The following is an 18,174-nucleotide window of genomic DNA, read 5'->3' on the forward strand; positions in this document are numbered from 1 at the left end:
TGTGGTGCGTGCATCGCCACGCGCCGCAGGCCCCTTTTCCTTTGCCTCCCGCGATGCCTACAGCACGGTGAAACCGTCCTTGGCCTTCTCGTAGGTGGCGAGCGCCTCCTGCTCGATCTCCTTCTGGTACCACGTGTTGACCTGGTACGACTTGCCGGTCACGTTGAAGCCGAGCAGGCGGGCGTGCCAGTGGACGCCCTTCATCGTGAACGTGTACTCCCAGACCACCGCCGGGTGGCCGCGGAACGTCGTCTCCTCCAGGCGGATCTTGCGGTAGTCCTCGCCCTGCTGGGCGTTGCGCTCCGAGGTCTGCCAGGTCTCCAGCAGGTCGCCGCGGGCCAGGGAGGACTTGCCGACCAGCTCCTGGGACCCGTCCGGGGAGGTGTAGTGCACCTCCGCCCCCGTCTTCACGTCCCGCCGCCAGCCGTCGGGCGTCGCCCAGGCGAACCCGCCGGCCTCCCGGTGCGTGCCGGGCGGCAGGGTCTGCGGCCTGGTGGTGCCCTCGACGGTGGGCGAGGGGGTGGTGGCCCCGGTGGTGGCTCCGGTGGTGGCCGGCGCGGATACCGAGGAGCCCGCGCGCGGAGTGTCGTCCCCGCTCGGTGAGCCGGATGACGTCGCCAGCAGGATTCCCACGACCGTTCCGGCCGTGGCGAGGGTGGCCGCCGCGGCGGTGAGCACCGTACGGCGACGGAGGCGGGAGCGGGGCGTTGCCGAGGCGGGCGGCCCGGGGAGCTCGCCGGGCGGCATCGGCAGCGGTGCGGGGTGGGGGCGGCGCTCGGTCTCCGCCTGGGCGCGGGTGAGGGAGACGGGGCTTGGGGGGTGGGTGGTGCCGCCGGTCCGGCCTCCGGAAGGGGCCGCCACCGGCTGGGCCTTCGCCGCGTCGGCCTCCTTCGCCTCGTCGGCCTCCTTCGCCTCGTCGCCCTGCTTCGCCTCGTCGCCCTCCTTGGCATCCGGGGCAGGGCCCTGGACGGGGAAGGGTTGGCGAGGGTCCTGGGATGCCGGGGTGCAGGCGGGGGCCGGTGCCTCCTGCGGGGGTGCGGGGAGAGAGTTCCGCGACTGCGGCCCGGGGGCCGGTGGTCGGCCTCCGAGGGTTTCCAGGTCGGCGGCGACCGTGGGTGTCGGTGCCGGATACGCCACCGGCTCCAGTGCCGTTTCCAACGTCTCCAGGTTCGGGCGGGCCGACGGTTCCTTCGCCAGCAGGGACGTCAGGATGTCCCGCAACGGGCCCGACGCGGCCGGGAGTTCGGGCTCCTCGTACAGGACCGCGTGCAGGGTCGCCAGCGTGGTGTCGCGGGAGAACGGGGAGCGGCCGCCGAGGGCCGCGCACAGGGTCGCGCCGAGGGACCAGATGTCGGACGGCGGGCCCTGAGGGCGGCCGGAGATGCGCTCGGGGGCCATGTAGTCGGGCGAGCCGACCAGCATGCCGACCATCGTGAGCGCCTTGGCGTCCTGGATCGCGGCGATGCCGAAGTCGGTGAGGACGACGCGCCGTCCGTGACCGGAACCGTTGCCGTTGCCGCGTACGGATCCGGCCACGCCGTCCGCGTGTTCCACGAGCACGTTTCCGGGCTTGATGTCGCGGTGCAGTACGCCGCGTTCATGCACCTGCCGTAGCGCCGCGACCAGACCGAGTCCGATGCGGGCCGTCTCGCCGGGGCTCAGCGGGCCCGACTCCGCGAGGATCCGTTCGAGGGAGCGGCCCGACACCAACTCCATGACGATCCACAGGCGTTCGCCTTCGTCGACCACGTCGTAGACCCGGACGACGTTGGGATGGTCGATCCGGGCCGTGGCCCTGGCCTCGCGCAGGGTCCGTTCGCGGCGGGTCCTGCTGTCCTCCGCGTCGAGACCGTCGATCCGCATCTCCTTGACGGCGACCTGCCGGTCGAGTATTTCGTCGGCGGCTCGCCACACCCGCCCCATTCCCCCCTGGCCGATACTTTCGACCAACCGATATCGCCCCGTCACCAATATCCCTGGAACACCGCCACGGTTCGTATTCCCCGGCAATCCGCTGCACCCCCTCCACGACGCCGCGACCGACTCCAGTGAAACACAATGGTCACACTTCGCGCCGCACCAGGATAGTGGGGTGAAATCTTGTGGTACCTCTTTCAGTGCTGCGAATTCAGGCGCAGTCCAGGGGGACGCAAGGGGGACGAACATGAGTTCTCGTCGCACGACAGCGGTCGCCGGATCGCTGGTCATGGCATCTTTCTCGGCGGTGTTGATCCTTTCCGGCACGGCCGGGGCTGAGGATGAAGGACCCGCAAGCGGCAAGGGGGGAAAGGCGGTTGACACGGCGCCGGCCGGGGTGAGGCTCACCACGACGCTGCCCGGGAAGATCTCGGTCGACAACGGTTCCGAAAAGGCGGCGATTACCGCCACGGTGAAGAACGAGGGGAGCAAGGACAGCGGGAAGATCCGGCTGTTGGTCGTCGGTTTCGACGGGCTGGCCGTCAAGGGGGTCGAGGGGTGTTCGGCGATACCCGAGAAGGGACTTCCGGAGGGTTCGAACAGCGGATTCGCATGCCCGATCGACAATCTCGCGGCGGGTAAGTCGAAGTCGTACGCCGTCGACGCGACGTTCGACCTCGGCACGACCGGGAAGATCTGTCTGCCCGTGCAGACGAGCGACGGGAAGAAGACCTTCTGGCAGCAGGGCCCGGTGCCGTTCGGCACGAGCAACCCGTCGCCGGACGCCCCGGCCACGCCCCTGCTGCTCGGCACCGACAACGAGCCGGCGGGCCCGGGCGGCAAGGAACTGCCGAAGACCGGTCCGGCCCGTGCTCTGCTGCCGCTGGGCGCGGCCGGCGCGTCGCTGCTCGCGGCGGGCGTGGCCGGAATGTGGTGGTCGCAGCGGCGGCGGCCGGGGGCTCAGGAGGGCTGAATCGGTCCCCTGCCGCGTCTCGTACGCAAAGAGGCCCGCCGGGGCGGTACGCCCCCGTCGGGCCTCTCGGCAACGCCTGTGGTGTCAGCGCTTGTTCGCGAACTTCCAGGCCGTCGGCAGGGCGCCCATGGCCAGCGCGGCCTTCAGCGCGTCGCCGATGAGGAACGGCGTGAGGCCGGCCGCGATCGCGGCGGTGGCGGACATGTTGGTGGCGAGGGCCAGGTAGGGCACGCCGACGGCGTAGATGATCGCCTCGCCCACCAGCATCGTGCCGGCCGTGCGCAGCACCGAGCGGTCGGCGCCGCGGCGGGCCAGGGCGCCGACGACGGTGGAGGCGACGATCATGCCGAGGATGTAGCCGAAGGAGGGGGCGACGCCCGAGGTGCCCTGCGCGAACCACGGCACGCCCGCGATGCCCGCCACGGCGTACAGCGCGAGCGCCAGGAAGCCGCGGCCGGCGCCGAGGGAGGTGCCCACGAGCAGCGCGGCGAAGGTCTGGCCGGTCACCGGCACCGGGGAGCCCGGCACGGGCACGGAGATCTGGGCGGCGAGGCCGGTGAGCGCGGCGCCGCCGAGCACGAGGGCCGCGTCCCGGACTCGGGAGGCGGGGAGCAGGTCGGCGAGGACCTGTCCGGTGTGGGACGGTGTGGCGGCAGCGGTGCTCATCGGGACTCCGCGAGGGTGAGGGCCGGTCGGGACACCGTGACGCTATCCCAGCGCCCTCGCCCCGATCACCGTCAGCCGTCCACAAAGGCCGGGACCGGCCGTTGGTCGGCTTCACACAAAGGATGCGGGTTACAGCGAGTCAGGGGTGATGCCGGTCACGGTGATGGGGTGCCGTGCGACACGGGAGCGGGAGATCGGGCCTCTGTAGGTTTCCCCCAAAGGCACCGGGGCGGCCGTCTCGCCCGTCGGTCGCCGTCTGGGCAGTGCGGGGCCGTTTTGCTAGCGTCGCGAACATGGTTGCCCAGGCCCGGTACTTCTCGTCGCGTCGCTATGTCGACCTGCGACGCCAGGGCACGGCCACCTGTCGCCGCCCTCGGTGAGGCGGGGCGGAGGGATCCGGCCCGCCGATCGAGACGGCGCAGTGTCGGACCGGCCTCCAGGAAGATTCCCATGCCCCGTACCGCGGCTCCCCTTCTGACGTCCCCCATCCCCCGTGTCGCCGACAGCGACCGGCGCCGCACCAGCGCGAGCGTCGTCCTGCGGTCCGTGCTGGAGCACGGACCGGTCGCGCGCAGCACCATCGCCCGGCTGACCGGCCTGTCGCCGGCGTCGGTGACCGACTACTGCGCCCGGTTCAGCGAGTTGGGGCTGATCCGCGAGTCCGCCGTGCTGCGGCGGTCCAGGGGTGTGGGTCGGCCGCATCTGCCGGTCGACCTGGACGACACCCGGTTCGTGGTGGGCGGGGTGCATGTGGCGGTGCCGTACACCACGGTCGCGCTGCTGGACCTGCGCGGACGGGTGGTGGCCCGGGGCGAGTTGAAGCACGAGGGCACCGACCCCGCCCGGGTGCTGGCCCGGGCGGCCGACGCGCTGGGGGCGCTGCTCGCCGGTGTTCCCGGCAGCAGGGCGCTGGGGGTCGGGTTCGCGGCCGGAGGCTGGGTGGACCGGGACTCGGGCAGCGTTGTGGAGCATCCGTTGCTGGGCTGGCGCGAGGTGCCGGTGCGGGAGCTGCTCGGGGCGCGCACCGGCCTGCCGGTCCATGTGGACGGGCACGCGCGGGCGTTGGTGAACGCGGAGCGGTTGTTCGGGCGCGCGCGGGGCAGCGGCAGTGTGCTGCATCTGTTCGCGGGCAATGTGGTCGACGCGGCGTTCACCACCCATGACGAGGTGCACCACGGGCCGCGCTCCCAGGCGGGCGCGATCGCCCATCTGCCGGTGCCGGGCGGCACGGAGCCCTGCGACTGCGGCCGGGTGGGCTGCCTCCAGGTCGAGCTGAGCGAGCGGACCCTGTGCCGGCGGGCCCGTGAGGCGGGCGTCGTCGACGGGGTGAACCCGATGCACGTGGTCGGTGCGGCGGCGGCCGGTGACCCGGTCGCGGTGCGGCTGCTGCGGGAGCGGTCGCGTCGGGTGGGCCGTGCGGTCGGGCTGCTGCTCGATGTGCTCAACCCGGAGCGGGTGGTCGTGACGGAGATCGGGGCCATGCACCGGGAGGACTGCCTGTCGGCGCTGCGGGAAGAGATCGGGGCGGATCGCGCCGCGACCGTCTCGCCGATCAGTTTCCCGGATTCCGTGCTGGCGGTGGCCGGTGGTTCGGTGGCTCTCGACGTCCTCTACCGGGATCCGCTGGCCGCGTCACCTGAGGCTATTTAATTCAGAAACTCGGAATGTTGACAGGCCGGGCCGCTGACCAGGAACATCCTGTTCATGAGCCCGCTCACGAGCTGTCGCACTCTCTGTTGCTGACCCGTTGACGCGCCCCCGGCGCCCCTTCACGGAGCGCCTTCTCCTTCCTTTGTGACATTCGCGTGAATTTCCCTTGGCAGGTCTTTTCCTGCCCGGAATTCCGCTCGCTGTGCCGTCTTCCATACCCAGGGAGCCCTCCATGTCCTCGTCCTCCGTTTCCGGTCCAGACCGGCGCCTGTTCCTGACCTCACTGCTCGGCGTGACGGCCGCGGCGGCCGGACTGAGCGGCTGCGCCGACAGCAGCGCGGCGGCCGACGAGACGGCCTCCGACGCTCCCCTGGCCTCCAAGGTCCCCGCGGGGACGAGCCTGAAGATCTCCTCGTACCAGAACGCGCAGCAACTCCAGTTCAAGCTGGCCGGGTTCCGCGATCTGCCGTTCAAGGTGTCCAACTGGCTGAACATCGGCGCGGGCCCCGATGTCATCAACGCCTTCCGCGCGAAGTCCCTGGAGGTGGCCAACAACGCCGGGATTCCGCCGATCCAGGCGCACTACCAGGGCTTCGACGCGAAGATCGTCGCGATCAACATCACCCGCAAGCCCAACTACCTCTTCGCCACCAAGCCCGGCAGTGACATCCGCCGGGTCTCCGACTTCCGGGGCAAGCGGCTCGCCTTCTCCCAGGGCCAGGCACAGGGCGTCGTCCTGCTGCGGGCGCTGAAGAAGGCGGGGCTGAAGTACGACGACGTGGAGCTGGTGCCGCTGACCAGCAACCAGTTCCTCACCGCCCTGCAGTCCGGGCAGGTGGACATCGCCCCGCTCGCCAACACCCAGGCGCCCGCGTATCTGACGCAGTACAAGTCCGCCCGGACCATCACCACGGACGTGGTGGACCTGCTCAGCCTGCTGTGGGCGCCGGTGTCGGTGCTGAACGACCGGGCGAAGGCCGCCGCGGTCGCCGCGTACGTCCCGTACTGGGCGAAGAGCCAGGTGTGGACGTACGAGCACCCCGACGAGTGGAACGAGCAGTTCTACGTCGGGACGCAGAACCTGACCCTCGCGCAGGCGAAGGCGGTCACCGCGCTGGCCAACAAGCCGCTGTTCCCGCCGCGCTGGGACGAGGCGATCGCCTGGGAGCAGGAGACCGCCGATCTGCTCGCGGAAGGCGGTTTCGTGAAGAAGTTCGACGTCTCGGAGCTGTTCGACCACCGCTTCGAGTCCCTCGCGGCCCAGGCCGTGCCCGCGGAGTACCGGAGGTGACCGCCGTGACCACGACCACGCACACGACGACGAGCACGAGCACCACGAGCACGAGCACGAACACCGGCGCACCGCTCGCTCCCCTCGCCGAGGAGGAGACCCGCCAGGTGCGCAGGCGCCGGCGGCTGGCTCCCGGCAAGCGGCTGCCCGCCACCCGGCTGCTCGGGCCTGCCGCCGTCCTCGCGCTGTGGAGCGCCGCCTCCGCCGCCGGGCTGCTCGACCCGGGCGCCATCCCGGCTCCCTGGACGGTGCTGGAGACGGGCAGCCGGTTGTGGACGGCCGGCACGCTGCCGGACGACATCCTGACCTCGTTGCAGCGCGCGGCCACCGGCTTCTCGATCGGCCTGGTCGTGGGGATCCTGCTCGCCCTGGCGTCCGGGCTGACCCGGACCGGGGAGGCTCTGATCGACGGGACGGTCAACCTCAACCGGGCGATCCCCACCCTGGGTCTGATCCCGCTGTTCATCCTCTGGCTGGGCATCGGCGAGACCTTCAAGATCGCCATCATCGCGATCGTCGTCTACATCCCGATCTACCTCAACACGCATGCCGCGCTGTCCGGCATCGACAGCCGCTTCGTCGAACTCGCCGAGGTGCAGGGCCTGTCGAAGTTCCAGTTCATCCGCCAGGTCGTCGTCCCCGGCGCCCTGCCCGGCTTCTTCGTCGGCCTGCGGCTCGGAGTCACCGGCTCCTGGCTCGGTCTGGTGGTGCTGGAGCAGATCAACGCCACCAGCGGTCTCGGCTACATGATGTTCCAGGCTCAGAACTACGGCCAGACGGACGTCATCCTCGTCGGCCTGGTCGTCTACGGCATCTTCGGCCTGATCTCCGACAGCGCGGTCCGTATCGTCGAACGGAGGGTGCTGTCATGGCGCCGCACACTGAGCAGCTGACCCGTCCCGCCGTCCAACTGCGCGGCCTGACACGGTCGTTCGAGGGGCGCACGGTCCTCGACGGCATCGACCTCGATCTGCCCGCCGGGCAGCTGACGGCCCTCCTCGGGCACAGCGGCTCCGGCAAGTCCACCCTGCTGCGGGCGATCGCCGGACTCGACCACGGCGTCGCGGGCAGCGGGCAGCTCACCGCGCCCGAGCGGGTGTCGGTGGTCTTCCAGGACTCCCGGCTGCTGCCCTGGCGGCGGGTCCTCGACAACGTGCTGCTCGGCGCGGAGGGCAAGGACGCCGGCCGCCGGGGCCGCGCGGCCCTGGAGGAGGTGGGGCTGAAGGGCCGCGAGCGGGCCTGGCCGGGCGAGCTGTCCGGCGGGGAGGCCCAGCGCGCCGCCCTGGCCCGGTCCCTGGTCCGTGAGCCGGAACTGCTGCTGGCCGACGAGCCGTTCGGGGCGCTGGACGCGCTCACCCGGATCCGGATGCACGGCCTGCTGAGGGAGCTGTGGGAGCGGCACCGGCCGTCGGTGCTGCTGGTCACCCACGACGTGGACGAGGCGATCGTGCTCGCCGACCGGGTGCTCGTCCTGGAGAAGGGCCGCATCGGCCTCGACCTCACCATCGACCGCGCGCACCCGCGGTCGTACCGCGACCCCCTGCTCGGCGAGTACCGGGAGCGGCTGCTGGCCGCGCTCGGTGTCACGGAGGACCATCGATGACCCGCAGACAGCTGCACCTCAACGCGTTCCTGATGAACACCGGCCACCACGAGGCGTCGTGGCGGCTGCCGGAGAGCGACCCGTACGCGCATGTGGACCTGGCCCACTACGTACGGCTCGCCCGGATCGCCGAGCGCGGCACGTTCGACTCGCTGTTCCTCGCCGACGGCCCACAGCTGTGGAACAACCTCGCGCAGCGGCCCGCCGGGGCGCTGGAGCCGATCACGCTGCTGACCGCGCTGGCGACGGCGACCGAGCACATCGGCCTGATCGCCACGGCCTCCACCTCGTACAACTCGCCGTACAACCTGGCCCGCAAGTTCGCCACGCTGGACCACCTCAGCGGCGGCCGGGCGGGCTGGAACATCGTCACCACCGCCGGTGCCGAGGCCGCCCGGAACTTCGGTCTGGACGCCGAACCGGCGCACGCCGAGCGGTACGCGCGGGCCGCCGAGTTCCTCGACGTGGCGCTGAAGCTGTGGGACAGCTGGGAGGACGACACGATCGTCGCCGACAAGGCGGCGGGCGTGTGGGGCGACGACGCGAAGATCCACCCGCCCCGGCACCAGGGCCGGTACTTCAGCGTCGAGGGGGCGCTCAACGTGCCCCGCTCCCCCCAGGGTTACCCCCTGCTCGTGCAGGCCGGCTCCTCCGAGGACGGCAAGCGGTTCGCCGCGCGGTACGCGGAGGCCGTCTTCACCGCCCAGCAGACCATCGAGGACGCGCGGGCCTTCTACGCCGACCTCAAGGCCCGGACGGTCGCGGCCGGCCGGGACGCCGACCACATCAAGGTGCTGCCGGGCATCGTTCCGGTGATCGGCTCCACGGAGGCCGAGGCGCTGGCGAACGAGCGGGTCCTGGAGGACCACATCGTGCACACGCACGGGGTGGACCGCCTGGAGCGGCTGCTGCAACTGGCCCCGGGCACCCTGGAGCTGGACGGTCCGCTCCCCTCCGACCTGCCGCCGGAGAGCGCCGTCGAGGGCGCCAAGAGCCGCTACACGCTGATCGTCGAGCTGGCCCGGCGCGACCGGCTCACCGTGCGGCAGCTGATCGGGCGGCTCGGCGGCGGGCGCGGGCACCTCACCTTCGCCGGTACGCCCGAGCAGGTCGCCGACACCATCGGGCTGTGGTTCGAGTCGGGCGCCGCGGACGGCTTCAACATCATGCCCGCCGTCCTGCCGTCCGGCCTGGAGACCTTCGTCGACCACGTCGTCCCGATCCTGCGCGCCCGCGGGCTGCTCCGCACCGAGTACGGCGACGCCCGCCGGACCCTGCGGGAGCGCTACGGCCTGCCCCGGCCCGCCAACCAGCACGTCATCGCCCCCGCTCTCGTCTGACCCCTCTTCCGGTTCGCTGAAAGGAACCCGTCATGACCATCGAGATCCACAAGGTCACCGCGCACATCGGCGCCCGCGTCGAGGGCGTCGACCTCACCCGGCCCCTCGACCAGGAGACCTCCACCGCCCTGCGCGAGGCGCTCAACGCCCACAAGGCCCTGGTCTTCGACGCTGAGGGCCTGGACGACGCGGGCCAGCAGGCCTTCGTCCGCCACTTCGGGGACATCACCACCGCCCATCCGACGGTGTCCGCCGTCGACGGCGCCCCGAACGTGCTGCCCGTCGACAGCGAGGGCGGCCGGGCCGCCAACCACTGGCACACCGACGTCACCTTCGTACTGAACCCGCCGCAGGCCACCAGCCTGCGCAGCATCACCGTTCCGCCCTACGGCGGCGAGACGCTGATCGCCAGCTCGGCCGCCGCCTACCGCAACCTGCCGGAGTCGCTGCGCAGCCTCGCCGACACCCTGTGGGCCGAGCACACCAACGACTACGACTACGCCGTCCCCGAGGAGGACGTCGACGAGGAGCAGGCCGCCCGGCGCGCCCAGTTCACCTCGATCAGGTACCGCACGGTCCACCCCGTGGTGCGCGTCCACCCGCTGACCGGCGAGCGCGGGCTGTTCATCGGCGGCTTCGCGCAGCGGATCGTGGGCCTCTCGCCCGGCGAGTCCCGCAAGATCCTCGACCTGCTCCAGGCGTACGTCACCCGGCCGGAGAACGTCCTGCGCCACCGCTGGTCGCCGAATCAGCTCGTCCTGTTCGACAACCGCATCACCCAGCACTACGCCGTCGACAACTACGACGGCCGGCCCCGGCGCCTGCACCGGGTGACCGTGGCCGGGGACATCCCCGTGGGGATCGAGGGCAAGGAGAGCTACGTCATCGAGGGCGACGCCTCGCACTACTCACCGGTCGCCGCCTAGCCACACAGAGCGACGCGACTGTCCGGATGGTGGGATGCCTCTTCGTGTGAGCGGAGAGGCATCCGAGACTGGCGGCGTTTTTGCCCTCGTACGCCTCTCACGCATAGGACGAGTCGCGCCCATGCCCAGCAGCACCACCACGGGGACCCCGTCCAGCACGGACGACACCTCCCTGTCTCATGGCCTGAAGCAGCGCCACCTGTCGATGATCGCCCTCGGCGGGGTGATCGGAGCCGGTCTGTTCGTCGGCTCCGGCGCCGGTATCGCCGCGGCCGGCCCGTCCATCGTGGTCGCCTACGCCCTCTCCGGTGTCCTCGTGATGCTGGTGATGCGGATGCTCGGCGAGATGTCGGCCGCGTATCCGTCGTCGGGGTCGTTCTCGGCGCACGCGGAGCGGGCGATCGGCCCCTGGGCCGGATTCACCGCCGGCTGGTCCTTCTGGGTGCTGCTGTGCACGGCCGTCGGCCTGGAGGGCATCGGCGCCGCGAAGATCGTCAGCGGCTGGCTGCCGGGCACGCCGGAGTGGGCGTGGGTGGCGCTGTTCATGGTCGTCTTCTGCGGCACGAACCTCGCGGCCGTGAAGAACTTCGGCGAGTTCGAGTTCTGGTTCGCGGCGCTGAAGGTCGGCGCGATCACCCTGTTCCTGGTGCTCGGTGTCCTGGCGATCCTCGGGATCCTGCCCGGCACGGACTCCCCCGGCGCGAGCCACCTCACGGACTTCCTGCCGAACGGCGGCGAGGGCCTGGTCATCGGCCTGCTCGCGTCGGTCTTCGCGTACGGCGGCCTGGAGACGGTCACCATCGCGGCGGCCGAGTCGGAGAACCCGGTCAAGGGCGTCGCGACCGCGGTCCGCACGGCGATGTGGCGCATCGCGCTGTTCTACATCGGCTCGATGGCCGTCATCGTCACGCTGGTGCCGTGGGACTCCAAGGAGGTCGTGGAGAAGGGCCCGTACGTCGCCGCCCTCGACGAGCTCGGCATTCCGGGCGCCGGCCAGCTGATGAACGTGGTCGTCCTGGTCGCCCTGCTGTCCGCGATGAACGCCAACATCTACGGCGCCTCCCGCATCGCCTACTCCCTCGTCGACCGCGGCCAGGGCCCCAAGGGGCTGGGCCGGGTCTCGGGCGGGGTGCCGCGGATCGCCGTGCTGGCGTCCTCCGTCTTCGGGTTCCTGTGCGTGCTGCTGAGCTACTGGCGGCCCGACGACGTCTTCGCCTGGCTGCTGAACATGATCGGCGCGGTCATCCTGGCCGTCTGGATCTTCATCGCCGTCTCCCAGCTGCGCCTGCGCCGCCGCCTGGAGCGCGAGGCACCCGAGAAGCTGGCCGTGCGCATGTGGGCGTTCCCCTGGCTGACCTGGGTCGCCCTGGCCGGCATGGCCGCGGTCTTCGTCCTGATGGCCCGGGAGCCGGACACGCGGGTTCAGCTGTACTCGACGGGCGGGATGATCCTGGTCCTGGCGGCCGTCGGGTACGGGTGGCAGAGGGCCCGCGCCAAGCAGTAGGAGATCCACCGCCGAAGGCCCCCGCGACACGCGCGGGGGCCTTTTGCGTGCCCGGGCCACCCGTCGACCCCTTCCTGCTGCTAGCGTGCAGTTGCAAGCCTATTGCAATAAGAGGTCCGGAGGGGATCCCGCCCATGCCCGTCTACACGCTGCCTGAACTGCCCTACGACTACTCCGCGCTCGCCCCCGTGATCAGCCCCGAGATCATCGAGCTGCATCACGACAAGCACCACGCCGCCTATGTGAAGGGCGCCAACGACACGCTGGAGCAGCTTGCCGAGGCGCGGGACAAGGAGACGTGGGGGGCGGTCAACGGGCTGGAGAAGAACCTGGCCTTCCACCTGTCCGGGCACATCCTGCACAGCATCTACTGGCAGAACATGACCGGTCCGAAGGACGGTGGCGGTGAGCCGCTGGCCGCCGACGGTGTGGGGGAGCTCGCCGACGCCATCGTCGAGTCGTTCGGGTCGTTTGCCGGCTTCAAGGCCCAGCTGACCAAGGCCTCCGCGACCACGCAGGGTTCGGGCTGGGGCGTGCTCGCCCACGAGCCGCTGAGCGGGCGGCTGATCGTGGAGCAGGTCTACGACCACCAGGGCAACGTCGGCCAGGGCGCCACCCCGATCCTGGTCTTCGACGCCTGGGAGCACGCCTTCTACCTGCAGTACAAGAACCAGAAGGTCGACTTCATCGAGGCGATGTGGCAGGTCGTCAACTGGCAGGACGTGGCGCGCCGTTACGAGGCAGCCAGGTCCCGGACGGACGTGCTGCTGCTGGCGCCGTGACGACGGCCCGCCGCTGAGTCGTCCTGCCTCGTGATCGTCTTCTCAACCTTCACGCACGGCAGGCGGTAAGAGGAAGCCCCCCGCGAGGACGTGACTCGCGGGGGGCTTCTGAGATCTGGGTCATGTGCCCATGGTGCTACGGCACTTCGGCCTCGCACGGCACATTGAGTGAGAGGAGCGCGGCGGAACCGTCGGGGTTCATGCGCAGTTCGCTGATCGCCGCGTTCCGGAGCCGTGGGAGCACTCTGCGGTACTCGCCGACCGGGATCGACAGCAGGGTACACAGCACCAGGCGCAGCAGGGTGTTGTGGGCGACGACCAGGACGCGTTCGCCGGGGTGGGCGGCGGCGATGTCCCGCAGGGCTTTCACACCGCGGGCCGCCGCCGCCAGCGGGTCCTCGGCGCCGGGGAAGGAGTGCTCCACCGGGTCGGACCGGTAGGCCGCCGCCCACTCCGGGTCCTCGGTCTCGAACTCGGCGAGCGTACGGCCTTCGAGCACACCGAAGTCGCATTCGCGCAGGTGGGGTTCGCTCTGGGAAGTGAGGCCGAGGGCACGGCAGGCGGGCTCGGCGGTGGCGACGGCGCGGGACAGCGGGGACGTCCAGATCGCGTCGACGGGATGGGCGCCGGCCCACCGGCCGAGGGCCTCGGCCTGGCTGCGGCCGGTGTCGGTCAGGTCGATGTCGCTGATGCCGGCGTAGCGGTTCTCCGCGTGCCAGACGGTCTGTCCATGGCGGACCAGCAGGAGGGTCGTACTCATGTTGCGGAAGTATCCCGGCTCAGTCGGCTGTGTGCGTGCGCGGCGACCGGCGCGGGCAGCCAGCCGCGGTCCCGCAGGGCGTCGACCAGACGCGCGTACGGCTCGGCGAAGGCTGCCGTGCGGCCGGGGCGGGGTTCGACGACGGTCCGGACGCGGACCATGCGCTCGGCGACGTCCGCGAGCGCACCGGCCCGCGTCGCCCCGTACGCGGCGAGCGCCGCCATGCCCAGGGCCGCTTCGGTCTGCTCGGGGACGCGGGCCGGGCGGCCCAGGATGTCGGCGCGCAGCTGGTTCCAGTAGGGGCTGCGGGCGCCGCCGCCCGTGAAGGTGAGCGGGCCGTCGAGGGACGCGCCGAGGTGGTGCAGGTAGTCCAGGCACAGGCGTTCGGCGAAGCCGACTCCCTGGAGGAGCGCGGCCCACCGGTCGGCGTCCTCCACGGGGTCGCCCAGGATCAGCGGGGTCGCCTCCGGTGCCCGGAAGGGGAACCGCTCCCCCGGTGACACCAGCGGGTAGGCGACCGCACCAGACGGCTCGTACGCGGCCGCCCGCGCGTCCATGCCGGCCGGGTCGGCGTCGGGGAAGCGCGCCGAGAGCGCCCCGGCGCCGACGCTGGAGGCCCCGCCGGGCAGCCAGGTGCCGTCCGGGGCACGGTGGTTGTAGACCACGCCGGCGGGGTCGCGGACCGGGTCGCGGGCGGCGCCCTTCAGCACGAGCGTGGTGCCGAGCACGGAGTTCCAGGAGCCGGGCCGCAGCGCGCCCGACGCGATCTGGGCCGCACAGCCGTCGGTCATCCCGGCGAACACCGGTGTGCCGGCGGGGATGCCGGTGGCGTCGGCGGCGGCCGGGCCGACCTCGCCGAGGCGCGTCCCGGGGCGGACGACGTCCGGCAACAGGCCGTCGGGCACGCCCAGTCCGTCCAGGGCGGCCTGCGGCCAGCGGTCGCCGTCGAGGTCGTAGCCCGTCTTCAGGGCGTGGCTGGAATCGGCCGGGGGCGGCTGGCCCGTGAGGCGGGAGACGATCAGGTCGGGCTGGTGCGCCAGGCGCAGTGAGCCGCCGCCGTACTCCCCGAGCAGCCACAGCGCCTTCGGCAGCGCCCAGGTGTCCTGGACGGCGAGTCCCGCCTGCCGGGCCCGCGCGGCCTCAGCCTTGGCCCGCCCGTCGTCGTACATCAGCGCGGGGCTCACCGGACGGCCGGAGCCGTCGGTCAGCAGGACCGTGCCGGAGGTGCCGCACACCGCGAGTCCGCCGACCCGCAGCTGCGGGGGCGCGGAGCCGAGGGCCGCCCGGGACGCCGTGCACAGCGCCGCCCACCACCGCAGCGGGTCCTGCTCGTGCCGCACCCCGTCCCGCCGGCCGGTCAGCGGGGCCGAGCCGCTGCCGAGCACCGTGCCGTCGGCGGTGACGAGCAGCACGCGGACGCTCTGCGTGCCGAGGTCGATACCCAGCCAGCCCGCATCCTCGTCCACCATCCGGAACCTCCCGTGCCGTCGCAGCCGGATCTGTGAACTTCTCACTGTGCCCCGATATTTTCCCGTGCGCGAGGGATTGACGCCCAACTTCAGCCGTTCCACCCTCTGTTAACGAGTCGACCCGACGTGTTAACCAGGCTCCCCGCGGAGGTACGGATGGACACGCACGTGCACGACCGCCGGCGCTTCCTCGCCCTCGCCGCCGGGGCGGCGGCGGCCCCGTTACTCACGGCCTGCGGCGCCGGTTTCGGCGGGAACGACGACAAGAGCGACGGGTCCGCGGCGGACGACGTCACCGGTTCCTTCGACTGGAAGCGGGAGAAGGGCACCACCGTCAAGGCCCTGCTCAACAAGCACCCGTACACGGACGCCCTGATAGCCGACCTGAAGTCGTTCACCGAGAGGACCGGTATCAGGGTCGAGTACGACGTGTTCCCCGAGGACAACTACTTCGACAAGCTCACCGTGGACCTGTCCAGCGGGCGTGCCTCCTACGACGTCTTCATGCTCGGCGCGTACATGGTGTGGCAGTACGGGCCGCCGAACTGGCTGGAGGACCTCGGGCCCTGGATGCGCAACTCCTCGGCGACGGGCGCCGAATGGGACCAGGCGGACTTCTTCCCGAACCTGCTCCAGGCCGACCAGTGGTCCCTGAAGGCGGGCGCGCCGCTCGGGCAGGGCGGGCAGTACGCGCTGCCGTGGGGCTGGGAGACCAACGTCGTCGCCTACAACACCGAACTGTTCAGGAAGCTCGGTGTGAAGCCGGCCGAGACGTTCGACGAGCTGACCGAACTCGCCGGCACCATCAAGCGCAAGGCGCCGGGCGCCGGGTACGACGGGATGTACGGGATCGCCGTACGCGGGTCCAGGAGCTGGGCCACCATCCACCCGGGCTTCATGACGATGTACGCCCGCAACGGGCTGAAGGACTTCACGGTCGACGGCGGCAAGCTCACCCCCGCCATGAACAGCCCCGAGGCCGTCGCCTTCACCGAGGACTGGGCCCGCATGGTCAAGCGGGGCGGGCCGCCGTCCTGGACGTCGTACACCTGGTACCAGTGCTCCAGCGACCTGGGCGCGAAGAAGGCCGGCATGCTGTTCGACGCCGACACGGCCGCCTACTTCCAGGCGGTCAAGGGCGCGAGCCCCGCCTCCGGGAAGATCGCCTTCCACCCGGGGCCGAAGGGGCCCGGCGGGTCGCTGGCGACCAACATGTGGATCTGGTCGCTCGGCATGAACGCCAAGAGCAAGAAGAAGAGCGCCAGTTGGCTGTTCCTGCAGTGGGCGACCGGCAAGGAGCACCTGCGCAGGAGCGCGATCACCCACAACCACATCGATCCGGTGCGCAAGTCCGTCGCCGACGACGCCGCCTACAAGGACAAGATGCGGCACCTGCCGGGCTTCCTGGAGACCTTCGAGACGGTCGTCGACCAGACGAAGATCCAGTTCACCCCGCAGGCGCAGTTCTTCGACGCGACGACCAGCTGGGCGGCGGCCCTCCAGGAGATCTACGGCGGCAAGGGCGCGAAGTCGGTCCTGGACGGGCTGGCGGACGACCTCGCCGGCAAGGTGGGCTAGCGCGATGGGGTGGCGGCTCACCCTGCGCCCGTACCTCCTGATCGTCCCGGCACTGCTGCTGACCTGCGGGATCCTCTACCCCTTCGGGCTCGGGCTGTACTACACGCTGTTCGACTTCTCGGCGAGCAAACCGCAGCCGGACATGGTGCGGCTCGAGAACTACAGCACCGTCTTCACCCAGGAGGCGTTCTGGAACTCGGCGTGGGTGACGGTGCTGTACGCGGTCGGGGCGGCCCTCACCGAGACCGTGCTCGGCGTGGCCGTCGCCCTGCTCCTGTACCGCTCGTCCCTGCTGGGCCGGATCCTGGAGAAGATCCTGATCCTGCCGCTGATGATCGCCCCGGTGATCGCGGCGATCATCTGGAAGCTGATGCTCCAGCCGTCGGTCGGGGTGGTCAACCACCTGCTGAGGCCCTTCGGCCTGGGCGGGGTGCAGTGGACCGACACCCCGACGGGCGCGCTGCTGTCATCGATCGCCGTGGACGTCTGGGTCTACACCCCGTTCGTGGCGATCCTCGCCCTCGCCGGTCTGCGGTCGCTGCCCACCTCCCCGTTCGAGGCGGCGGCCGTGGACGGCGCGGGGTGGTGGTACACCTTCCGGCGCCTGACCCTGCCGATGCTGTGGCCGTACGTCCTGGTCGCGGTGATCTTCCGGTTCATGGACTCGCTGAAGGTCTTCGACATCATCTACGCGCTCACGGAAGGGGGACCGGGCGACTCGACCGTCGTGCTCCAGATCCGGGCGTACCTGGAGGCCATCCGCTTCCAGCGCTACTCCTTCGGGATCTCCTACACGATCGTCCTGTGGGCCGTGGTGTACCTGGCCGCGATGGTGCTGGTGAAACACCTGGGGAAGATCCAGCGGAAGGCCGCGGAGGTCACCACATGAGGAAACGCCTGGTGGGGTGGCTGTGCGACGCCGCCCTCGTCCTCTACTTCGTCTTCGCGCTGTTCCCGATCGCCTGGATGGTGATCCTCTCGCTGAAGCCGACCGACCAGCTCTTCTCCACCTACTTCTCCTTCTCCCCCACCCTCGACGGCTACCGGACGGTCCTCGGCGACAGCGAGGGCATCCCGTTCGTGCGGTTCTTCGTCAACAGCCTGGTGGTGTCGGTCGGGGCGGTCGCGCTGTCGCTGGTGGTGGGGCTGCCGGCGGCGTACGCCTCGGCGCGGTGGCGGTTCAAGGGCTCCGAGAACCTGATGTTCACGCTGCTGTCGTTCCGCTTCGCCCCCGAACTCACCGTGATCATCCCGCTGTTCGTGCTCTACCAGAAGCTCGGCCTCTTCGACACGTACGTCGGCATGGTGTGGGTGCTGCAACTCGTCACGCTGCCGCTGATCGTGTGGATCATGCGGTCCTACTTCGCCGATCTGACACCGGAGCTGGAGCAGGCGGCCCTGCTGGACGGCTACACCCGCAAGCAGGCGTTCTTCAAGGTGGCGCTCCCGCTGGTCAAGCCGGGCATCGCGGCCGTGTCGCTGCTGGCGTTCATCTTCGCCTGGAACAACTTCGTCTTCCCGCTGATCCTCACCTCCAACGAGGCCCAGACGGTGACCGTGGGCGCCCTGTCGTTCCTCGGCGGGGACCGGCCCAAGTACAACCTCACGGCCGCCGCCGCGCTCGTGTCCGTCGTACCGCCCCTGCTGCTGGCACTGACGATCCAGCGGTACCTGGTGCGGGGCCTGTCGTTCGGGGCGGTGAAGTCTTGATCCGG

At 70.9% G+C, this 18,174-nt stretch carries 16 protein-coding genes; 12 read left to right on the forward strand and 4 right to left on the reverse strand.

Features of this window, described 5'->3' with window-relative positions; genetic code table 11:
- Positions 1 to 57: 57 nt before the first annotated feature.
- Entirely contained in the window at positions 58 to 1,968 is a 1,911-nt protein-coding gene (locus QOL88_RS13235) for a serine/threonine-protein kinase (RefSeq protein ID WP_097216614.1), read from the reverse strand.
- A 196-nt stretch (positions 1,969 to 2,164) separates the two neighbouring features.
- Here QOL88_RS13235 and QOL88_RS13240 point away from each other — a divergent pair, with 196 nt between their 5' ends.
- Positions 2,165 to 2,890 carry a hypothetical protein gene (locus tag QOL88_RS13240; RefSeq protein WP_097216615.1) on the forward strand — a complete coding sequence of 242 codons (726 nt, stop codon included), beginning with the start codon at positions 2,165 to 2,167 and terminating at the stop codon, positions 2,888 to 2,890.
- 84 nt (positions 2,891 to 2,974) lie between these two features.
- Here QOL88_RS13240 and QOL88_RS13245 read toward each other — a convergent pair whose 3' ends face one another.
- Positions 2,975 to 3,556: a biotin transporter BioY gene (locus QOL88_RS13245; RefSeq protein WP_097216616.1), complete on the reverse strand. Its 582-nt coding sequence runs from the start codon at positions 3,554 to 3,556 to the stop codon at positions 2,975 to 2,977.
- Between the two features lie 450 nt (positions 3,557 to 4,006).
- Here QOL88_RS13245 and QOL88_RS13250 point away from each other — a divergent pair, with 450 nt between their 5' ends.
- The 8 genes from QOL88_RS13250 (at position 4,007) to QOL88_RS13285 (ending at position 12,652) form a co-directional block, all read left to right on the forward strand.
- On the forward strand, positions 4,007 to 5,206 hold the full coding sequence (locus tag QOL88_RS13250; RefSeq protein ID WP_097216617.1) for an ROK family protein: 1,200 nt from the start codon (positions 4,007 to 4,009) through the stop codon (positions 5,204 to 5,206).
- 232 nt (positions 5,207 to 5,438) lie between these two features.
- Positions 5,439 to 6,497 carry an ABC transporter substrate-binding protein gene (locus QOL88_RS13255; protein WP_097216618.1) on the forward strand — a complete coding sequence of 353 codons (1,059 nt, stop codon included), beginning with the start codon at positions 5,439 to 5,441 and terminating at the stop codon, positions 6,495 to 6,497.
- Positions 6,494 to 7,390: an ABC transporter permease gene (locus QOL88_RS13260; RefSeq protein WP_097216619.1), complete on the forward strand. Its 897-nt coding sequence runs from the start codon at positions 6,494 to 6,496 to the stop codon at positions 7,388 to 7,390. Before QOL88_RS13255 ends, QOL88_RS13260 begins: the two co-directional genes overlap by 4 nt.
- Entirely contained in the window at positions 7,366 to 8,100 is a 735-nt protein-coding gene (locus QOL88_RS13265) for an ABC transporter ATP-binding protein (RefSeq protein ID WP_097216620.1), read from the forward strand. The genes QOL88_RS13260 and QOL88_RS13265 overlap by 25 nt, the downstream gene beginning before the upstream one ends.
- The gene (locus QOL88_RS13270) at positions 8,097 to 9,440 is read left to right on the forward strand and encodes an LLM class flavin-dependent oxidoreductase (RefSeq protein ID WP_097216621.1); all 1,344 of its coding nucleotides are present in this window, start codon (positions 8,097 to 8,099) and stop codon (positions 9,438 to 9,440) included. The genes QOL88_RS13265 and QOL88_RS13270 overlap by 4 nt, the downstream gene beginning before the upstream one ends.
- Positions 9,441 to 9,472: 32 nt before the next feature.
- Positions 9,473 to 10,366: a TauD/TfdA dioxygenase family protein gene (locus tag QOL88_RS13275; RefSeq protein ID WP_097216622.1), complete on the forward strand. Its 894-nt coding sequence runs from the start codon at positions 9,473 to 9,475 to the stop codon at positions 10,364 to 10,366.
- A gap of 121 nt (positions 10,367 to 10,487) precedes the next feature.
- Positions 10,488 to 11,870 carry an amino acid permease gene (locus tag QOL88_RS13280; RefSeq protein WP_097216623.1) on the forward strand — a complete coding sequence of 461 codons (1,383 nt, stop codon included), beginning with the start codon at positions 10,488 to 10,490 and terminating at the stop codon, positions 11,868 to 11,870.
- 134 nt (positions 11,871 to 12,004) lie between these two features.
- On the forward strand, positions 12,005 to 12,652 hold the full coding sequence (locus QOL88_RS13285) for a superoxide dismutase (RefSeq protein WP_097216624.1): 648 nt from the start codon (positions 12,005 to 12,007) through the stop codon (positions 12,650 to 12,652).
- 136 nt (positions 12,653 to 12,788) lie between these two features.
- Here QOL88_RS13285 and QOL88_RS13290 read toward each other — a convergent pair whose 3' ends face one another.
- Complete coding sequence (locus QOL88_RS13290) at positions 12,789 to 13,412, reverse strand: histidine phosphatase family protein (RefSeq protein WP_097216625.1); 624 nt, start codon at positions 13,410 to 13,412, stop codon at positions 12,789 to 12,791.
- Entirely contained in the window at positions 13,409 to 14,881 is a 1,473-nt protein-coding gene (locus QOL88_RS13295) for an FGGY-family carbohydrate kinase (protein ID WP_097216626.1), read from the reverse strand. The genes QOL88_RS13290 and QOL88_RS13295 overlap by 4 nt, the downstream gene beginning before the upstream one ends.
- A 156-nt stretch (positions 14,882 to 15,037) precedes the next feature.
- Between QOL88_RS13295 and QOL88_RS13300 the strand changes: the two genes are divergently transcribed.
- From QOL88_RS13300 to QOL88_RS13310, 3 genes are read left to right on the forward strand one after another with little or no spacing between them, the layout of a single operon-like run.
- The gene (locus tag QOL88_RS13300) at positions 15,038 to 16,459 is read left to right on the forward strand and encodes an ABC transporter substrate-binding protein (RefSeq protein ID WP_097216627.1); all 1,422 of its coding nucleotides are present in this window, start codon (positions 15,038 to 15,040) and stop codon (positions 16,457 to 16,459) included.
- 4 nt (positions 16,460 to 16,463) lie between these two features.
- Positions 16,464 to 17,348, forward strand: coding sequence for a carbohydrate ABC transporter permease (locus tag QOL88_RS13305; RefSeq protein WP_097216628.1), 885 nt, complete (start codon positions 16,464 to 16,466; stop codon positions 17,346 to 17,348).
- Positions 17,345 to 18,169 (forward strand): carbohydrate ABC transporter permease, encoded by an 825-nt coding sequence (locus QOL88_RS13310; RefSeq protein WP_097216629.1) that lies wholly within the window; start codon positions 17,345 to 17,347, stop codon positions 18,167 to 18,169. Before QOL88_RS13305 ends, QOL88_RS13310 begins: the two co-directional genes overlap by 4 nt.
- The last annotated feature ends 5 nt before the right edge of the window (positions 18,170 to 18,174 follow it).

Origin of the sequence: Streptomyces sp. Ag82_O1-12, from assembly GCF_900182715.1 — a bacterium.
Taxonomy (GTDB): Bacteria; Actinomycetota; Actinomycetes; order Streptomycetales; family Streptomycetaceae; genus Streptomyces; species Streptomyces massasporeus.

What these genes read in the sequence shown, in the direction of transcription:
- QOL88_RS13240 (WP_097216615.1), top strand. Translation starts at nt 2,165, where the DNA reads ATGAGTTCTCGTCGCACGACAGCGGTCGCCGGATCGCTGGTCATGGCA.
- QOL88_RS13245 (WP_097216616.1), bottom strand. Translation starts at nt 3,556, where the DNA reads ATGAGCACCGCTGCCGCCACACCGTCCCACACCGGACAGGTCCTCGCC.
- QOL88_RS13250 (WP_097216617.1), top strand. Translation starts at nt 4,007, where the DNA reads ATGCCCCGTACCGCGGCTCCCCTTCTGACGTCCCCCATCCCCCGTGTC.
- QOL88_RS13255 (WP_097216618.1), top strand. Translation starts at nt 5,439, where the DNA reads ATGTCCTCGTCCTCCGTTTCCGGTCCAGACCGGCGCCTGTTCCTGACC.
- QOL88_RS13265 (WP_097216620.1), top strand. Translation starts at nt 7,366, where the DNA reads ATGGCGCCGCACACTGAGCAGCTGACCCGTCCCGCCGTCCAACTGCGC.
- QOL88_RS13270 (WP_097216621.1), top strand. Translation starts at nt 8,097, where the DNA reads ATGACCCGCAGACAGCTGCACCTCAACGCGTTCCTGATGAACACCGGC.
- QOL88_RS13275 (WP_097216622.1), top strand. Translation starts at nt 9,473, where the DNA reads ATGACCATCGAGATCCACAAGGTCACCGCGCACATCGGCGCCCGCGTC.
- QOL88_RS13280 (WP_097216623.1), top strand. Translation starts at nt 10,488, where the DNA reads ATGCCCAGCAGCACCACCACGGGGACCCCGTCCAGCACGGACGACACC.
- QOL88_RS13285 (WP_097216624.1), top strand. Translation starts at nt 12,005, where the DNA reads ATGCCCGTCTACACGCTGCCTGAACTGCCCTACGACTACTCCGCGCTC.
- QOL88_RS13290 (WP_097216625.1), bottom strand. Translation starts at nt 13,412, where the DNA reads ATGAGTACGACCCTCCTGCTGGTCCGCCATGGACAGACCGTCTGGCAC.
- QOL88_RS13295 (WP_097216626.1), bottom strand. Translation starts at nt 14,881, where the DNA reads ATGGTGGACGAGGATGCGGGCTGGCTGGGTATCGACCTCGGCACGCAG.
- QOL88_RS13300 (WP_097216627.1), top strand. Translation starts at nt 15,038, where the DNA reads ATGGACACGCACGTGCACGACCGCCGGCGCTTCCTCGCCCTCGCCGCC.
- QOL88_RS13305 (WP_097216628.1), top strand. Translation starts at nt 16,464, where the DNA reads ATGGGGTGGCGGCTCACCCTGCGCCCGTACCTCCTGATCGTCCCGGCA.
- QOL88_RS13310 (WP_097216629.1), top strand. Translation starts at nt 17,345, where the DNA reads ATGAGGAAACGCCTGGTGGGGTGGCTGTGCGACGCCGCCCTCGTCCTC.